The sequence below is a fragment of the Empedobacter falsenii genome (assembly GCF_019308355.1).
Taxonomy (GTDB): domain Bacteria; phylum Bacteroidota; class Bacteroidia; order Flavobacteriales; family Weeksellaceae; genus Empedobacter; species Empedobacter falsenii_B.
The window spans coordinates 39,476-58,812 of the sequence record NZ_JAAGKM010000002.1 but is presented as its reverse complement, the minus strand read 5'-3'; the positions used below and the strand labels follow the sequence as shown (position 1 = coordinate 58,812).

Sequence of the window (19,337 nt, the reverse complement as noted above, 5' to 3'; positions counted from 1 at the left end):
TATGGTATAATGCTTGTTGATAAACGTTTAAAATCCAAATCATGAGAAAAATAATTTTATCAACAGCCGCCATTTTAAGCTTAGTTTTCTCTTCGTGTGAATCGAAGAAAACAGAAAACTCAGAAGTTATCACAAGTAAATCTGAAGTTGCAGAACAGCCAATTGTTTCGGAAAGTGATATTGCGAATCATCCAGAGTCATCGACTTCACAAAATACTTATGTGGTTTTACAAGATAATGGTCAACAAAAAACGGTAAATATTGATCCAAATGAAACGGTGATTTCAGCAAATAGTTTACCTGTTAATGCACAAAATTTTGTTTCGAAAAACTTTGGTAATATGGAGTTTGTGAATGCGATAAAAGAAGTTGAACGCAATATCACAACATATAATATTCAGTTGAAAGACGGAACAAAAATAGAATTTACAGATAATGGTGATTGGAAGGAGGTGAAAAATGGTTTAGGAAAAGCGATTCCGATTAAATTTTTCCCAGATAATATTCAAAAATATCTTCAATCAAAATATCCTAAAATCGATGCGAAATCAATTGAAATGGATACAAAAGACAAAGAAATAAAAGTAGAATTGTTACAAAATAATGTCGATTTGAAATTTGATTTGAATGGTAATTTTATCAAAATTGATTAATCAAATACATCAAAAACCTTGTCAATAGATGAGGTTTTTTTTAATTTCTAATTTTTAAAATTTTACAATAACCTTCACATCAACTTTTCGCAATTTTCAATATATTTATAGTAGAAAAAATCGCCCAAAATGGATAAAAAATATTTGAGATCGTTAATTTTTAGACATCTCGATGGTTTGGTAACGGCTCCGGTATTAAGTGCTTTGGCTAAAAAAGGAGCTTTGCATTATATCGTCGAGCGTAAAACTATACAGTTAGAAGAATTGACAAACGAATTTCAGGCAAACGAAGGTTATCTAAATGTTGCTTTGCGTGTGTTGGCTTCGCAGAATATGTTAGAATATTCAGTGAATAATGCAGAAAATAGCGTCGAGATTCAAACCAATAAATATTCAGATCGCGCATTTACTAATGTTGATATTTACCATGATTTAGCTGTTTTTTTGGCAGAAAATGAAGTAATTAATCAACATGATTTTTCGGATGAATTTTGTAAAAAATGGATTAAATTATTTGATAAATATAAAACTTATTTGATGACTGCTGACGACGAAGAGTTTCTTGAAAAACCTTTGCATTATCAAATTACCAAACATATCGAAGGCGTTTTAGTTGGACCAATTATTGTGCGAATGGGAATGAGTGGTTTGTTTCATAAATACTTTATGGAAGCTTCTTTCAATCCATATGAATTTCACAAAAACCCACAAACTTTCGAGAAAATATTGGAACGATTAACCGAATTAGGTTGGTTTACAAAACACGAAAAAAACTATAAATTCACAGAAATAGGATTATTTTTTGCGCGCCGTGCAACATCTTATGGTGTTACAGTTTCTTATTTACCAATGTTCGCGAAGTTGAATGATTTGCTTTTTGGTTCGCCAACAAAATTGCGTGAAATTACCGAAGGCGAAGATGAACAACACGTGAATCGCGAAATGAATGTTTGGGGTAGTGGAGGAGCGCATTCCACTTATTTCAAAGTGATTGATGAGTTTATTGTAGATATTTTTAATCGTCCAATAGAAGAGCAACCGAAAGGAATTTTGGATATGGGATGCGGGAATGGAGCGCTTTTACAACATTTGTATGATGTGATAGAACGTCAAACCTTACGGGGAAAACATCTCGACGAATATCCACTTTTTTTGGTTGGTGCAGATTATAATCAAGCAGCGCTGAAAGTAACGCGTGCCAATTTAATTAAAAATGATATTTGGGCAAAAGTGATTTGGGGTGATATTGGTGATCCAGATCGTTTGGCAACAGATTTGAAAAATGATTATTCAATAGAGTTGAGTGATTTATTAAACATTAGAACATTTTTAGATCATAATCGAATTTGGGAAGATGTAGAAGATATCAAAACAAATCGAATTAGTGCTTCTACAGGAGCTTTTGCGTTTAGAGGAAAACGATTGTCAAATAATGATGTGGAACAAAATTTATTGAATCATCTCAAAAAATGGGCGCCTTATGTAGATAAATTTGGTTTGTTATTGATCGAATTACATACGATTGCTCCAGATTTAACGGCGGAGAATTTAGGAAATACACCTGCAACAGCGTATGATGCAACGCATGGATTTTCGGATCAATATATTGTAGAAGTCGATGTTTTTCATCGAATTTGTCAAGAAACTGGTTTAGTTCCAGATAAAACATTGTTCAAAAAATATCCAAACAGTGAATTGGCAACTGTTAGTATCAATCTTTTGAAACGATAATATTTAAAAGATATATTAAATCAAAAAAAGCTCAGCAATTGCTGAGCTTTCTTGGTTAGTCTTGTGTCAATAATTAGTTTAGGGTTATTTTTGCTTGACTAATCTTAAATCCATTTTCGTAAACATTGAACGTGTAAACTCCTTTTTGGAATTCCTCGTTTTCCCAATCAAACGTAATATTTTTTGTTTGTCCGTTTGTGTAATTAAAGTTGATTGCATCAGAGAAATTAACTGTATCTCCAGATCTCAATTCAATTTGTCCGCCTTGCGCATTTCCATATCTTCCTAATGTTCCGTCAGGATTATAGATAGCAACATATAATTTTTTGTCTCCAGATTCTGTTCTCGAATTACGATCTACATCAAAAGAAACACGAATTTTATCAATACGTTTTGCACGTGTTTTTTCAACTTCTTTTCCGCTATTTCTTACACGAATTCCTTTGATTTGTTGATTAGAAACAGATAAAGTTGAACTTAATTCATTGATCTTTCCTTTCGAAATTGCATTGTCTTTTTGACGAACACTTTTTTCTGTTTCGTAGTTATATGTTAACTCTTTATTGTTTTCTCTTAAATTGTTGTTGTCTGTTGTTAAAGCAGAATTTTTATTATTTAATTCGTCAACGCTACGTACAAGAATTGCATTTTCTTTTTGTAAACGAGCAACTTCAGATTTGTAATTTTTTACACTTCCTTCTAAATCGTTAATCATTTTACGAGCACGATTCATTTCCTCTGCAGTTGGATTGTCTTTATCTAAAATTTCTTGAATATCTTGATTCTTTAACTGAATCATATTTTCTTTATCGCTCAATAAATTGTTACGATCTTCGATGCGTGCTTTATATTGTGTATAGTCGTTTAAAATCGAATCATATTGTTTACGAATTTGATCCTTTTGACCTGTTTCGTTTTTAAGGATTTGAGAATTTAAAGATTCATTTTTTTCAAGATTTCCGATCTGATTTGCTTGATAAATATTATATCCTACACTTCCTGCTAATAATATTCCGACTAATGCCAAAGGAACTACTAAACCATTTTTTCCTTTGTTTGTTGGTTAATTGTTTTCTTCTAATCCTTGCATATGAACTATTATTTAAGGTTAATTGTTTTTTTATTGTTTTTAGTGTTAAGAAATTATGATGCCAAAAACTTAGTATGATGTTAAAATGAGGATTTTTTAACAAATTTTTTCACATTTTAGACCGAAAATGAATAATTATGCAGATTCTTATTCTAAATAAATCATAAAAAAAGCTTCAGATTATTCTGAAGCTTTTTTTTAATTAATATGAATTGTATTTACTTTTTATCAAAAGTTCCTGTGTAAACAGAAGTTAATTTATCTAAAGAAATGTACTTTTTGAAAACCTCGTTTACTTGGTTTACATTAAGAGCATCTACTTTTTTCTCTAAATTATCAAATTCATCAAACGTAATTCCATTCAATAAATAACCATTCGATAAGCCTAACAAAGTTCCGTCAGTTCCCAAAGAAGTTGTACGACCGTTTTTCCAACTTACAATATTTGTTTTCAATTCGTCCGCTGTGAAACCATCTTTCAATGCTTTTGCAACTTCTTCTTTCAATGCTTTTTCAACTGCTTCACGTTTTGTAGGGTTTAAAAATGCATAATATCCCCAAGAAGCTACATCGTTTTTAGGATCGTTTGGAATCGAAACATATGAACCTGCACCATAGCTGATTCCTTCTTTTTCTCTTAATCGCATTGGAATACGAGCAGATAAAAATCCTCCACTTCCAATCATTTCATTTGCCATAACCATTGCGGCGTAATCAGCACTTTCACGATTCATTTTGAAGTTAATTGATCCAACTGCAGCAGCATTTTCTTTGTCTGGAATGTTATAAAGTTTATCCTCTTTTTTCGTTGCTGTAAAAGTTGGATACGCTTTTTCGTACTTCGATTTGCTATTCCATTTACCAAAAGTATCGTTTAATAATTTTTCAACTTTCGCTTTGTCATTTGTTCCAATAATAGAAACAACACCATTTTGTGCACCTAAAATATTTTTATAAAAATCAACTAAATCAGCTTGTTTGATTTTCTTTAAATCATCTTTTGTTTCAGCAAAAGAAGCTGTATAAAAAATAGAAGATTTAGGATAATTAGATGTTAAACGACTAATTTCGTTGAAGGCTAATGCTTGCGGATCGTTTGTATTTGCATCTAAATATGTTGTGTATTCATTTACAGATTTTGCTAATTCAGCTTCAGGAAAAGTTGGTTCTGTAATGATTTGACGCACGATATCCATTGTTTTGTCTAATGAATTTTTGTACGTATTAATTGTTACAGATAAATTTTGTCCTCCAAATCTAAATCCAACCGAAGATTTTAAAGCATCTAATTGATCTTTGATTTGTTCTTTTGTTAAATTCTTCGTTCCAGACATTAACAATTCAGCCGTTAATTGACCGATCATTCCTTTGTTTGCCAAATCTTTTTCATTCGAAACAGGTAAATTAAATGAAAGAATTACTTTTTCACCTTTAATTTCTTTGTCGATGATTCCATATTTTAGACCATTGTTCAATTTTCCTTCTGCATAATGAGCTTTTAAGTTTTTGATTGAAGCTTCAAATGGTTTTGCTTCTTTCTCAACTGCACGACCTTTGTAATTCGAAACTAATTCTGTAATCTGTTTATTCGTTAATTCAGCTGGTTTTACACGAATTTCATCTTTTGTCGGAATAAAAGTTCCAACTGTTCTATTATTCGCTTTAAAATATTTTTCAGCTACACGTTTTACATCTTCTTTGGTTACTTTTTCGATATTATCGCGGTATAAGAAACCTAAACGATAATCACCCGCACCAACAATTTCTGTTAAACCAATGGCATAATTAATCGTATTATTTTTTTGATTTTCGATGTTTTTCACAATACTTGCTTTCGCACGTTGTACATCTTGATCAGTATAATTAATTGTAGCAACTTTGTCTAATTCTGCACGAATATCATTTTTCGTTTGTTCGATGTTTTTCTCTTTTGGAATTTCAGTTCCGATATAGAAGAAACTTGCATCACGAACTTCTGGACTATACGCCCAAATTGAAGCAATTTTGTGTGTGTCAACTAAAGATTTGTACAAATATCCCGAAGGATCTGAAGTTAAAATATTATTTAAAACATCAATTGCTGCATAATCTTTATCGCTATATGCTGCAACGTGATACATTACACCAACAGATTGGGAATCTCCTGCACGTTTTACTTCAACAAATTTTTCACCATCTTGCGCTGGCTCAACTGTTAAAATTTCGTCTAAAACACGAGTTGGTTTTGGAATCGAAGCAAAATACTGATTCACATATTCCATCGTTTTTTTCTCGTCAAATTTTCCAGCAATAATTAAGGTTGCATTATCTGGTTGATAATATTTTTCGTAGAATTTGCGCAACTGTGGTGTTTTTACACGCTCAATATCTTCTTTAGATCCAATTGTAGATTTTCCGTAATTGTGCCATAAATAGCCAGCAGAAATAACGCGTTCCATTAAAACACTTGACGGATCATTTTCACCAATTTCAAATTCATTACGTACAACCGAAAATTCTTTGTCCAAATCTTCTTGTTTAATGGTTGCATTAATCATACGATCAGCTTCCATTTCCAAACTCCAACGTAAATTTTCGTCGCTTGATGGGAAAACTTCGTAATAATTTGTACGATCATAATATGTCGTTCCATTTGCACGTCCACCTTTGTCAGATAACATTTTCTTGATATCACCTAAGTTTTTTGTTGATTTAAACAACATATGTTCTAACAAATGCGCCATTCCTTTTTCACCGTAACCTTCGTGTTTAGAACCAACATTGTAAACAATATTTACTACAACATTACTTTGCGATTGATCAGAGACTAATAAAACTTGTAATCCATTTGGTAGTTTGTATTCCTTAATTCCTTCTACTTGCGTCACAAAAGTTGCGTTTCCAGATTTCGTTTGAGCCATTAAGTATGGTGAATTTGCAAAGGCAAAAACCAGACATATACTCAGTAAAGTTTTTTTCATGTATTTATTTTTATAGTTATTAATTGGATGATACAATTCTATAATCTATTCGTTAGACGCAAATTGTATGGTGTAAGTTACAAATCTTTTGTTAAATTTGTGATGCAACAAACAAAAGAAATGGAAACAAAAGAGGTAAATAAAATTACTTTCGAAGAGTTTAAAAGTCAAATCATTAATGATTACAAGACGGCTTTTATGTCTCGTGAAGCAAGTCTTTTAGGAAGAAGAGAAGTACTTACTGGGAAAGCAAAATTTGGGATTTTTGGTGATGGAAAAGAATTACCACAAATTGCAATGGCAAAAGTATTCAAAAATGGAGATTTCCGTTCTGGATACTATCGCGATCAAACATTTATGTTCGCAATTGGTCAATTAACAGTTGAACAATTTTTTGCACAATTATACGCTTTAACAGATTTAGAGAAAGAACCTTCATCAGGAGGTCGTCAAATGACATCTCATTTCGGAACACGTTCTTTAAATGAAGATGGTTCTTGGAAAAAATTAACAGAACAAAAAAATTCGAGTGCTGATATTTCGCCAACAGCTGGTCAAATGCCACGTTTATTAGGCTTAGCACAAGCTTCAAAATATTTTAGAAATGTTCCTCAATCAGACGAAGATCAACAATTTTCTGTAAACGGAAATGAAATTGCTTTCGGAACAATTGGTGACGCAAGTACTTCTGAAGGTCATTTTTGGGAAACGATAAATGCAGGTGGAGTTTTGCAAGTGCCAATGGTTGTTTCTATTTGGGACGATGGTTACGGAATTTCTGTACCAGCTAAATTTCAACGCACAAAATCGAATCTTTCTGAATTATTATCAGGTTTCGGAAGAACGGAAGAGGAAAGAGGTTACGAAATTATTACTGTAAAAGCGTGGGATTATCCTGCTTTGATTGAAGCGTATACACGTGCAGAAAGATTTGCGCGTGAGCATCACATTCCGTGTATTGTACACGTGCAAGAATGTACGCAACCGCAAGGTCACTCGACTTCTGGTTCGCACGAGCGTTATAAATCAGAGGAGCGTTTGACATGGGAAAAAGAATTTGATGGAATCTCAAAATTCCGTGAATATATTTTAGCATTTGCAGATCATTCAGAAGCAATTATTTCTGCGGAAGAGTTGGATCAATTAGAAGCTGAAGTAAAAGCTGAAGTAAAAGCTTCTCAAAAACAATGTTGGGACGATTATTTGAATCCAATTTTGGATTTGAAAAATGAAGCGTTAGAATTATTAACGAAAATTGCTTCAGAAAGTGCAAACGGTGCTTTTATCAACATTGAAATTAGTAATCTAAAATCAAAGAAAAGTCCTTTCAAACGTGATGTTTATGGAGCTGTTCGTAAAGTAATTCGTTTAATACGTTCAGAAAATTTAGTTACAAAAGCTGAATTAATTTCTTGGTTAGATGCCAAAATGAAGCGCGAAGAAGAAATCTATTCGACTAAATTAGTTTCAGGAACGGCAACTCAAGTACCACAAGTAAAACCTGAGTTTGGAGAAAATCCAGCGTTAGAAGATGGTCGTGTAATTGTTCGTGATAACTTTGATAAAATTTTCGAAAAATATCCAAAGGCATTAGTTTTTGGTGAAGATGCTGGAAATATTGGTGATGTAAACCAAGGTTTAGAAGGTCTTCAAGCAAAATATGGTATCGATCGTATTTCGGATACAGGTATTCGCGAAGCAACAATTCTTGGTCAAGGAATTGGATTAGCGATGCGTGGTTTACGTCCAATTGCAGAAATTCAATATTTAGATTATATACTTTATTGTTTACAAGGAATTTCTGATGATTTGGCAACTGTGCTTTATCGTTCGAATGGAGGTCAAAAAGCGCCTGTGATTATCAGAACGCGTGGTCACCGTTTAGAAGGTGTTTGGCATTCAGGTTCGCCAATGGGAGGAATTTTGAATTTGGTTCGTGGCGTGAATGTTTTAGTTCCACGTGATTTAACAAAAGCCGCAGGTTTTTACAATACATTGATGCAAGCAGATGAGCCTGCAATTGTTGTAGAAAGTTTGAATGGTTATCGTTTGAAAGAACCTGCACCAACTAATATTGGAGAATTTACAACGCCAATAGGTGAAGTAGAAATTACAAAAGAAGGAAAAGATGTAACGTTGTTAACTTACGGTTCTACTTGGAGAATTGTGATGGATGCTGCGAAAGAATTGGAGCAACTAGGTATTTCTGTTGAAGTAATTGATGCACAATCTTTATTGCCTTTCGATATCAATGCAGATGTTGCAAAAAGTTTGAACAAAACGAATCGTTTAGTTATTGTTGACGAAGATGTTCCAGGTGGAGCAAGTGCATTCTTGTTACAAGAAATTATCGAGAAACAAGGTGGATATTTTACATTAGATAGCGCACCATTGACGATTACAGCGAAAGCTCACCGTCCTGCGTATGCGACTGATGGAGATTATTTTTCAAAACCTTCTGTTGATGATATTACAGAACAAGTTTATGAATTGATGCGCGAAGCGAAACCAAACGAGTTTCCTGCTTTGTACTAAAAAATAAATTTTAGAGTTATATAAGCGTATGTCTTTTTCAAAAAGGCATGCGCTTTTTTTGTATTTTTAACAATCAAAATTATAATGAAAATGAAATTCTATTCGATTATACTTTGTCTATTGACTTCAATTCTTTTTGGGCAATTTCAAGATGTAATTCCTCCAAAGAATATCAAGACGGTTCAAGTTTTTAATCCGCAAACAAACGATAATACACCCGTTATCAAGTTAGGTTCTAGCGAAAGATTAATTTTTCTTTTTGATGATATCAGTGCAGGTTATAAGCGTTATCAATATTCTATTGAACACAGAAATGCAGATTGGTCAGAATCGAATATTTTTCAAACCGAATTTTTAAATGGTGTTAATGCTGATTATGCGCGAACATATAAGAATTCATTCAATACGTATCAAAAATATACCAATTATCAAATTCAATTTCCGAATGATCAAATGAATGTAAAATTACCTGGAAATTATGTGTTAAAAGTGTATTTAGAAAATGATTCAAACCCAATTTTCACGAAACGTTTTGCCGTTTATCAACCAATTGCGGATGTTGGAGTGATGGTTTCTCGTTACAATAATCCAACCGTAAAAGAATTGAATCAGCGTTTGCAAGTTCAAGTTTCGAGTGGAACACAAAATTTAACTGAAGTTCCTGATGGTGCAAGATTATTTTTGATGAAAAATAACAATTGGAACGAAGGTTATTTTGTCAATCGACCATCTTTTTCTCGTCCAAATCAATTAACATATAATGATACTAATATTTTGTTTGACGGTGGTGCAGAATACAATTGGTTTGATAACAAAAATTTAGAAGTTCCGAGTTTAACAACAGAAAAAACATTCAGAAAAGATAGTGTTTATCACACTGTTTTGCGTGCAGATATTCCGAAATATAATTTACCTTATGATGATTATCCAGACATTAATGGTAATTTTTATATCCGAAATAACCGTTATGGAAACGAATATGCAGCAAATTCTGAAGCAGATTATTCATGGGTTTATTTTGCCTTAGATGCTTTCGAAGATCAAAATGGATTATACGTTCCGTATGTTGTAGGTGCTTTTAATAATTGGGAAATTGATGAAAATTCGAAATTAGAAAAAGACGATGCAGGATTTTGGGTAACCGAATTATTATTGAAACAAGGTTATTACAATTATCAATATGTCGTAAAAAATACCAAAACAGGCAAAATCGATCCAAGTTATGTGAGCGGAAGTTTTTGGCAAACCGAAAATCAATATCAAGCATTGTTTTACTATCGCCCTTGGGGACAACGATACGATGTGTTGATGGGATATGGAACTGGAAATTCGAGGAGATAAGTAGCTTAACTTCTCAAAATTTTTTCCATTATTTTTCCTTTGGCTAATTCATCGATTAATTTGTCTAAATATCGAATTTTTTGCATCAATGGATTTTCAATTTCTTCCACACGATAACCGCAAATCACACCTTTTATTTTAGTTGCATTTGGATTAAACTTTGGTGCATTTTCAAAAAAATCATGAAAGTTAGTTTTCTTCGTTAAAATTTCTTCCAAATCTTTTTCAGTATAACCTGTTAACCAAAAAATAATTTGATCAACTTCCGTTTTTGTTCGGTTTTTCTTTTCTGCTTTTGTGATGTAATGCGGATAAACACTTGCAAAAGACATTTCGATTACACGCTGAAAATTTTTATCATTCATTTTTTAAGAATATTATAGAGGATAAATTTCGACAATTAATTTGATAAAATCTCACTATTTTCATCGATTGTGATTTATAGATTTTGAGTTAAATTTGAGTATGAAATTTTTATTTAGATTTTTAACACTGTTTACGATAATTAGTTTGGTTGGATGTACTTCTGAAACCAAAAAATCACCAATTGATTTTTATTATTGGCGAAGTAATTATTCGGTGAATGAAACAGAGAAAAAAGCGGTTGATTCACTAAAAGTGGAAAATATTTATGTTCGTTTTTTTGATGTGGATAAAAAGTTGAATAAAATTTCTCCAGTTGGAATTATTCAGAATTTTGATGCAACGAAGCTCAATGTCAATTATATTCCGACGGTTTTTATTACCAATCAAACTTTTCTGAATACATCAAAAGATCAAGTCAAAATTTTAGCAAAAGATGTGTATAATTTTTTGAGTGAAACGGCTGAAAGAGGAAATCTAAAAAGTTTCAATGAAATTCAGATAGATTGTGATTGGACGAAATCTACGCGTGAGAATTATTTTATGTTTTTGTCGGAATTGAAACATATTTCGGGAAAAAAACTTTCGGCAACTTTGCGTTTGCATCAAGTCAAATTTAAAGACAAAGAAGGAGTTCCGCCTTTGGATAAAATGGTTTTGATGTGTTATGCAACCGAAAATCCAACTGATCAATCTGAAAATAATTCGATTTTAGATTTGAAAATAGCAAAAGATTATTTAAAAAACTTGAACGATTATCCAATCAAATTAGATGTTGCTTTGCCAATTTATTCGTGGGCAATTTTGACAAATCATCAAGGAAAAATAAAATTAATCAATTCTTTTTCGGAGCAAGATTTGATAGGAAAACCTGTAAAGAAAATCAGAAATGGATTTTATGAAGTGGAAGATGATTTTTTTGTACGAAATTTTTATGTGAGCAAAGGTTTTACAATAAAAGTTGAAATGATTTCTCCCGAATTATTAGTTGAAGCAAAATCATTTATCGATACAAAATTATCTTACAATTATCGATTGATTTATTATCATTTAGACTCAAAATTTTTGAAAACAATACCAACACAATTATGAAAAAAATAGTACTTACTTTATGCTTAACTTTTGGTTTAACCAAAGCATTTGCTTGTGCAGATGGAGGCGGAGAAGATTATTATTACTACAATCTTTTTTCGCAAACATTAAGCGAAGCTCCGCAATATCAACCATTTTTGATGACGTTGGATAATCCATATTATACGATGGATGCAAATCAAAAGAATGAGAATATTTTGGATTGGCAAAAAACGTTAGGAATTAGCTATCAGCAAGCATTTGAGTTAGTTTTTAAAGCATCGAAACAAGAAATTGATTTGATGGTAAAGAATGGAAAATCGTCCAATACGAACTATAATTTTGCGACAACAGATTGGGTAAAAAAGAATAAGCAAAGTTTACTTTACTTGTCGTATGCCAAGTATTTAGAGCCTTATATGGCTTTTTATTATATCGATAATGGTGAATGGTCGTATGTAGATCGTCCAGAAAAAAATGTCAATAATCTAAATTATAAGAAAGTTCTTGATGTTCTAAAGAAAAGTTGGAATGCAGAAACGGACAAAGAATTAAAAGTTCGTTACGGTTATCAATTGGTGCGTTTTGCGCATTATTTCCACGAATATAAAGACGCTATCAATTATTTTAATATGTATGTGGCGTCGCAAGGACTCAAAAATTCGATGTATTATTATGCGTTAGATCAAAAAGGTGGAGCGGAGCGTGCACTTGGAAATTATATTCAAGCGAATTATGACTTTTTCGAAGTTTTTTCTCATTCGAATGATCGAAAAATGAGTGCTTATCAATCGATGCGCGTGACAGAAGATTTGAATTATGAGAAAATGTTAGCCAATGCCAAAACGATTCAAGAAAAAAATGATTTGTATTTATTGATTGGTTACAATGATTTTTCGAATCCGTTAGCTCCTGCCAAAAAAATTATTGCGAATGATGTAAATGCTCCACAAGCGAGAATCTTATTTGCACGTTCTATTAATTTAATTGAACGCGAATATTTGCAACAAAATCCTGAAGATTATTATTGGAATTCTTCTCAAGAACGAAAAAAATATACAGATTTATATTTGCCTGTAAAAACAAATGGCAATTATTACAGTAACCCCGAAGATTCAAAAGATGAAGTTCAGATCAATGAATTGATTGCTCTGGCAAAATCACAAGTGATAAAAGCTGACGACAAAGAATATTGGAATTTATCGGTGGCATATTTGAATTTATTGAACAAAAATTTTGCGGAAACAAAGGATTATTTAGCAAAAGTAAATTCAACTTCGAAAGAATTTCAACAACAGAAAAAAGTGATTGAAATTTTATTAGAAATTTTCGAACAAAAGAAAATTACAGATAGTTTTGAGAATCAATTGATGCAAAAATATGCGTCGATTTTGAATTATGAATATCCAAAATTACCAGAAGATGTCTATGGTTATTCGGATGAAGATGATCAAAAAATGAACTTGAAAAATGTGATTTTAGATGTTTTAGCAAATCGATATTTTTTGCAAGGTGACAAAGGAAAAGCATTTTTGATTCATAATGAAATTACACAATTAGGTTCAAATCCAGATTGGACGATTATCAATGATTTAGATAAATTGGATAAAAAATCGAATAAAACAGCTTTCGAAAAATATTTGATTAATGCAAAAGTAAAATCGAGTTCATGGGATTGGAGAACAGAAAAATCAAAAGAAATTCAGTTTAAATTATCAGATTATTTAGCCGATTTCAAAGGAACATTGTATTTAGGCGAAATGAAATTTGATTTGGCGAAAAAAGAATTTGAGAAGATTGATCAAAAATATCACACGTCAGAAAGTGCTTATTTTGTTTATGATTACGATTATACAACAGAAAAAGAAAGCAAAACTTGGGTAGAAAATCAGTTTGATGGTTATCATAATATTCCGAATAAAATCTTTGGATATAATAAGATTGAATGTTTCAATTGTGACGAAAATCAAGTGATCGCAACACCATATTTGAATGAATTCAAATTTATCAAACCAAAAATGTCAAAATTAGAATTGACAAATGCGATGATTGAATTGAATAAAATAGCAAAGAAGAATACCGAAGAAGCTGCAAAAGCGAATTATTTGTTGGTGAATTTCTTTTACAATACGACGACTTTAGGCTATTATCGTTATTTGTTGACATTTGATCGAAACAATGATAATGGACCAAAATTTAATAATTATGGTGATCAATATGAAGCGACAAGCAACTTCTTTTACAAAAGTTTCGGTTGGGGTGGAAACTACGTAGATAATTTTACGCCGTCAGAAAATTATTTGAAAAAAGCTTTTGATTCGACAAAAGACAAAGAAATGAAAGCGCAAATTTTGTTTGCATTGTCTAAGAATGAACAAGGAAGATTTTATAATGCAAAAGACCCTGTGTTGAAACGTTTGTACGAAAATCAATATGATAACGAAGATAAAATTTTAGGGTTTAAAGTGGCAAATTATCGTTCTAATTTTAAAAATTTGAAACAATATTCGGACACGAAAACATATCAAGAAATAAAATCAAATTGTAAATATTTCGATTATTACACAAATAACTTTTAATAATTAAAACGCTTCTAATTTTAGGAGCGTTTTTTGTAATGTGATTTTTGACTAAAATAGATTATTATGAAATGTTTTGTAACTCAAGAACCAATTAATCGCTACGAAGCTGTAAAAGGAAAAGAAATTCAGCAAGAGATTTTTAAATTGATTGAGCAAGATTATCCAGCAATTACCGAAGAAGATTATGTTTCGATAAAAATATTGAACAAATATCGTCGTCAATTTTTTGCAAATTTGATTTCGCAAGAAAAAGGTGAAATGGAAAAATTGGATCAAGATGTAGTAGAAGCAATTCGTGATAATTCTATTCTTTCCGAAAATATAAAAGAAAATACATCAAAGCCATTGACAACAGGCGATAGAATTGCAGATAAAGTAGCGTCTTTCGGAGGAAGTTGGACATTTATTATTTCGTTTTTTATTTTCTTATTGGCTTGGATGTTTCTTAATTTCTGGATGTTGCACAACAAAGGTTTTGATCCCTATCCATTTATTTTACTCAATTTGATTTTGTCTTGTTTAGCAGCAATACAAGCTCCAATTATTATGATGAGTCAAAATCGTCAAGAAGATAAAGACCGTGATAGAGCCGAACATGATTATAAAATTAACTTGAAAGCTGAATTGGAAATAAAATTATTAAGCGAAAAAATAGATCATTTATTGGTTCATCAGAATAAGAAATTATTAGAAATACAGGAAATGCAAATCCAATATTTAGAGAATATCGAAAATCAAATTCTTCATACAAAAGATAAAAAAGAAAATAAAAAGGAAGAATAATGGATGATTTTATGTTTAAAGTGGTAAAAGACTTAATTATCTGAACTGAAACATTTCCATTTATTTTTCTTAAATTTGAACTTTGAAAAGTATAAACAAACAAAATAATCAAAATGTCAAAATCATTTGCTCAAATTCCTCACGCTGTTAACGAAGAGGTAAAATCATATGCTCCTGGAACACCAGAGCGTGCGCAATTATTAGACGCTTACAAAAAAATGTTTAACGAGGTAACTGAAGTTCCTCAATACATTGGTTCTGAAGAAATTTTTTCAGGAAATAAAAAAGAAATTCGTCCTCCACATGACCACCAAAAAGTTGTTGGTTATTTCCACGAAGGAACACAAGATGATGTAAGAAAAGCGATTGATACAGCTTTAGCTGCAAAAGAAGCTTGGGTTGCAATGCCTTGGGAAGATAGAGCGGCAATTTTCTTGAAAGCTGCAGATTTGATTGCTGGTCCTTACCGTGCAAAAATAAATGCTGCAACAATGATTGGTCAATCTAAAAATGCAATGCAAGCAGAAATTGATTCAGCTTGTGAGTTGATTGACTTTTTACGTTTCAATGTACAATACATGACAGAAATTTATGCAGATCAACCAATTTCTTCTCCTGGAATTTGGAATCGTGTAGATTATCGTCCATTAGAAGGATTTACTTTCGCAATTACTCCATTCAATTTTACTGCAATCGCTGGTAACTTACCATCTTGTATGGCTTTGATGGGGAACGTTGTAGTTTGGAAACCTTCTGATAAACAAACTTTAGCTGCTAAAGTAACAATGGAAGTGTTCAAAAAAGCTGGTTTACCAGATGGTGTAATCAACATGATCTTAACTGATGGAGCAGAAACAGCAAAAACAGTTTTAGAACACAAAGATTTCGCAGGTTTACACTTCACAGGTTCTACAAAAGTTTTCAATACTTTATGGAAACAAATTGGAGATAACATCAACAATTACAGAACTTATCCACGTATCGTAGGAGAAACAGGAGGAAAAGATTTCGTAATGGTTCACAAATCAGCTTGTCCAACAGAAGTTGCTGTAGGTTTAGTTCGTGGAGCATTTGAATACCAAGGACAAAAATGTTCTGCTGCTTCTCGTGCTTATATTCCATCTAACTTATGGAACGAAGTTGAGAAACAAATGAAAGAAATGTTAGCAACTGTTAGATTAGGATCTCCAGAGGATTTCTCTAATTTCATGACAGCGGTTATCGATAAAAACTCTTTCGAAAAATCTAAAGCATATATCGATCGTGCACAAGCATCTTCTGAAGCTGAAGTTGTAATCGGTGGTACTTATGATGATTCAGTTGGATATTTTGTTCAACCAACAGTTATCAAAGCAACGAATCCTAAATATGAATCAATGGTAGAAGAAATCTTCGGACCTGTATTATCAGTTTATGTTTATGATGAAAATGAATTTGAAGCAACTTTAAAATTAGTTGACGAAACTTCTGCTTACGCATTAACAGGATCAATCTTCGCGAAAGATCGTGCTGCTGTAGAATTAGCTGCTAAAGCATTGAAAAATGCTTGTGGAAATTTCTACATCAACGATAAACCAACAGGTGCAGTTGTAGGTCAACAACCATTTGGTGGAGCGCGTGCTTCTGGTACAAATGATAAAGCAGGTTCTGCAATGAACTTGTTACGTTGGACTTCTGTTCAAACAATCAAAGAAACATTTGTTCCTGCAAAAGATTACAAATACCCATTCTTAGAAAAATAATATTTTCGAGATACAAAATTAGAATAAGCCTTACATTTGTAGGGCTTATTTTTTTGGTATGAATGATAATTCGGAAAAAGCAATCAAAGCTTCAATTTTTAGTATTGTAGGAAACGCTTCTTTGGCTGGAATTAAGTTTTTGGCTGGTTATTTTGGGAATTCTTACGCACTTATTGCAGATGCAATCGAGTCTTCGGCAGATGTTTTTTCTTCTATATTTGTTTTCTTTGGACTAAAGTATTCTGCAAAACCTGCAGATGAAAATCATCCTTATGGACACGGAAAAGCAGAAGCGTTAATCACATTTTTAGTGGTTACTTTCCTTATTGTTTCTGCGATTATCATTGCAAAAGAAAGTATTACCAATATTATTACACCGCATCATCAACCCAAACCATTTACCTTATTAGTTCTTGGAGGAATTATTTTATTCAAAGAATTATCGTTTCAGTATGTAATGAGAAAAAGTGTTGAGACTAACAGTTCTTCTCTAAAAGCAGATGCTTGGCATCATCGTTCAGATGCAATTACATCATTAATGGCGTTTATCGGAATTTCGATTTCGTTGGTAATGGGACCAGGTTGGGAGGCAGCAGATGATGTTGCGGCGCTTTTTGCTTCAAGTTTTATTTTATACAATGCGTACAAAATCCTTCGACCTGCGTTAGGAGAAATTATGGATGAGCAATTGTACGAAAATGAAATTGAGCAAATTAGAGAAATCGCTTCACATGTTCCTGGTGTTATGGCGACTGAAAAATGTAATGTGCGCAAAAATGGAATGAATTATTATGTGGATTTGCATGCAATAGTCGATGGAACGATTTCGGTGGTGGAAGGACATAAAATTAGTCATGATCTGAAAGATGCTGTACAAGCTAAAATGCCACAAGTAAAAGATGTATTAGTGCATATAGAACCTACTTTTGTTTCGGTTCGAGAATATTTTCGAACAAATCACATCGAAGATAAGAGAGTGGAAGAGTAAAATTTTATCTTATGAAATATTTTGGAATTTGCATTGTTTTGTTTTCATTTTTCTGTTGTAATCCATCAGTTTCAGAGAATAATGCTTTAAGTGAAACAAATTATGGTAAGATTGATGATTCTGATTTAAAATTCAAATTTGGAGATATTATTTTGTTTGAGGATACTAATATTAAAGCGGTTGTGATTGATATTTTTAAAGAGGATAATATAATTTTCTACGGAATATCTTTTATGATGAATGATAATATTTTTGGAAGAAGAATTCCAGAAGGTTTTGAAGGTAATTGCATTGATTTAATCGATATTTTATATGTAAATGAGAATTATTTCACAAACAAAAAAGTTTCTGTAATAAAACATGAAGATTTAAATTTTAAGAAAATTGGAATAGGAGCTTATGATTACATTAATAATTATGAGGAAATTCTAAGTGATTATAAAAAGGGAATCGAAATTCGAAAATTAGAACAAACTCCTTGTACAAATTTGACTGAATTGAAACCTATTTATGAACAATATTTTGATATAAATAAATTTAAATAAAAAAAGAGAAGCAATTGCTTCTCTTTTTGATTTTTCCCTTCGTTTAAAAATCATAATATATAATAAAAGGTCGATTTTAGAATAATTTGAAACCAATACCAGTACTGATTAACCAAGGATTAAGATCTACATCTGCTGGTACATAAACTTGTTTGTCTAAAGCTGCACCAACTGTAACGTCTGTGTTTAAGTATAATTTTTTAACATCTACGTTCCAGTATAATTTATCATTGATTTTGTAATCAAATCCTAATTGAAATCCGAAACCTACATTGTTTTTGTAATCTACACTAGTTACGGCTGCGTTTCTCCCTTTTCCTTGCCCTTGATCATAGAAGATTGTATAATTAATTCCAGCACCAACATAAGGTTTTAGGTTTTTGGTTGGATACAAATGATATTGTACATTAAGAGTTGGAGGTAACAGCATTACTCGTCCCAAATCTAAATTTCCTAATGCAGTATTTACCGCTACAACTTCGTGTTTAGATGTTCCTAAGATTAATTCGGCCGCGATATTTTTTGTAATATAATAGGTAAAGTCAATTTCTGGAATAAGATTGTTTGTAACTGCTACATTTCCACCTATTGCTTCTATTTTAGCATCTTCCATAGGAACTACACCAGTTGCTCTTACACGCATATGTAATTCACTAGCCTCTTGTCCAAATGAAATTGCTGATGCAAAGATTGCTCCTAATATTAATAGTCCTTTTTTCATAATGTTTATTTTATTTTTCGAAACAAAACTCGGATTAATTCATCCGAATTAAAATGTCAAATATCATTTCCGAAAATGACTTTAAACATTTGTTTTTTTTAAGGATATTATTAACTTAAACACGCTGATAGTCAATTATTTTTAATGAGTAAAAATAATCGTAAAAGAAAAACTTTTCACTTAATAGAAATTTATTACTTTTGGAGGAAAGTCATAAAAAAACAAAAAAACT

At 31.7% G+C, this 19,337-nt stretch carries 14 protein-coding genes; 10 read left to right on the top strand and 4 right to left on the bottom strand.

Going from position 1 to position 19,337, the window contains the following annotated elements; all coding sequences use genetic code 11:
• Positions 1-41 precede the first annotated feature (41 nt).
• Together G0Q09_RS01675 and G0Q09_RS01670 are read left to right on the top strand one after the other, a co-directional pair.
• On the top strand, positions 42-653 hold the full coding sequence (locus G0Q09_RS01675) for a PepSY-like domain-containing protein (RefSeq protein WP_219033773.1): 612 nt from the start codon (positions 42-44) through the stop codon (positions 651-653).
• 129 nt (positions 654-782) lie between these two features.
• Positions 783-2,384, top strand: a complete 1,602-nt coding sequence (locus G0Q09_RS01670) for a class I SAM-dependent methyltransferase (protein WP_219033772.1) — start codon at positions 783-785, stop codon at positions 2,382-2,384.
• A 73-nt stretch (positions 2,385-2,457) separates the two neighbouring features.
• Here G0Q09_RS01670 and G0Q09_RS01665 read toward each other — a convergent pair whose 3' ends face one another.
• On the bottom strand, positions 2,458-3,411 hold the full coding sequence (locus G0Q09_RS01665; protein WP_219033771.1) for a DUF8428 domain-containing protein: 954 nt from the start codon (positions 3,409-3,411) through the stop codon (positions 2,458-2,460).
• 281 nt (positions 3,412-3,692) lie between these two features.
• On the bottom strand, positions 3,693-6,434 hold the full coding sequence (locus tag G0Q09_RS01660) for a M16 family metallopeptidase (RefSeq protein WP_219033770.1): 2,742 nt from the start codon (positions 6,432-6,434) through the stop codon (positions 3,693-3,695).
• Between the two features lie 120 nt (positions 6,435-6,554).
• Between G0Q09_RS01660 and G0Q09_RS01655 the strand changes: the two genes are divergently transcribed.
• On the top strand, positions 6,555-8,969 hold the full coding sequence (locus G0Q09_RS01655; protein WP_257468009.1) for an alpha-ketoacid dehydrogenase subunit alpha/beta: 2,415 nt from the start codon (positions 6,555-6,557) through the stop codon (positions 8,967-8,969).
• Between the two features lie 84 nt (positions 8,970-9,053).
• Positions 9,054-10,310 carry a type IX secretion system plug protein gene (locus G0Q09_RS01650; protein ID WP_219033768.1) on the top strand — a complete coding sequence of 419 codons (1,257 nt, stop codon included), beginning with the start codon at positions 9,054-9,056 and terminating at the stop codon, positions 10,308-10,310.
• Between the two features lie 5 nt (positions 10,311-10,315).
• On the opposite strand, the gene G0Q09_RS01645 is transcribed toward G0Q09_RS01650, so the two are convergent.
• Positions 10,316-10,675 carry a DUF2200 domain-containing protein gene (locus tag G0Q09_RS01645; protein ID WP_219033767.1) on the bottom strand — a complete coding sequence of 120 codons (360 nt, stop codon included), beginning with the start codon at positions 10,673-10,675 and terminating at the stop codon, positions 10,316-10,318.
• 100 nt (positions 10,676-10,775) lie between these two features.
• Here G0Q09_RS01645 and G0Q09_RS01640 point away from each other — a divergent pair, with 100 nt between their 5' ends.
• The 6 genes from G0Q09_RS01640 to G0Q09_RS01615 all read left to right on the top strand — a co-directional run bounded on the left by G0Q09_RS01640 (position 10,776) and on the right by G0Q09_RS01615 (position 18,384).
• Entirely contained in the window at positions 10,776-11,765 is a 990-nt protein-coding gene (locus tag G0Q09_RS01640) for a hypothetical protein (RefSeq protein ID WP_038331057.1), read from the top strand.
• A complete protein-coding gene (locus G0Q09_RS01635; protein ID WP_219033766.1) occupies positions 11,762-14,323 on the top strand; it encodes a hypothetical protein in 2,562 nt (853 codons plus the stop codon). The genes G0Q09_RS01640 and G0Q09_RS01635 overlap by 4 nt, the downstream gene beginning before the upstream one ends.
• A gap of 66 nt (positions 14,324-14,389) precedes the next feature.
• Positions 14,390-15,109 carry a DUF1003 domain-containing protein gene (locus G0Q09_RS01630; RefSeq protein ID WP_114998848.1) on the top strand — a complete coding sequence of 240 codons (720 nt, stop codon included), beginning with the start codon at positions 14,390-14,392 and terminating at the stop codon, positions 15,107-15,109.
• A gap of 113 nt (positions 15,110-15,222) precedes the next feature.
• Positions 15,223-16,851, top strand: a complete 1,629-nt coding sequence (gene pruA, locus G0Q09_RS01625) for an L-glutamate gamma-semialdehyde dehydrogenase (protein ID WP_219033765.1) — start codon at positions 15,223-15,225, stop codon at positions 16,849-16,851.
• A gap of 58 nt (positions 16,852-16,909) precedes the next feature.
• The gene (locus G0Q09_RS01620) at positions 16,910-17,839 is read left to right on the top strand and encodes a cation diffusion facilitator family transporter (RefSeq protein WP_114998851.1); all 930 of its coding nucleotides are present in this window, start codon (positions 16,910-16,912) and stop codon (positions 17,837-17,839) included.
• 11 nt (positions 17,840-17,850) lie between these two features.
• The gene (locus G0Q09_RS01615; protein ID WP_038331063.1) at positions 17,851-18,384 is read left to right on the top strand and encodes a hypothetical protein; all 534 of its coding nucleotides are present in this window, start codon (positions 17,851-17,853) and stop codon (positions 18,382-18,384) included.
• 76 nt (positions 18,385-18,460) lie between these two features.
• On the opposite strand, the gene G0Q09_RS01610 is transcribed toward G0Q09_RS01615, so the two are convergent.
• A complete protein-coding gene (locus G0Q09_RS01610; protein ID WP_125349437.1) occupies positions 18,461-19,105 on the bottom strand; it encodes an OmpW/AlkL family protein in 645 nt (214 codons plus the stop codon).
• Positions 19,106-19,337 lie beyond the last annotated feature (232 nt).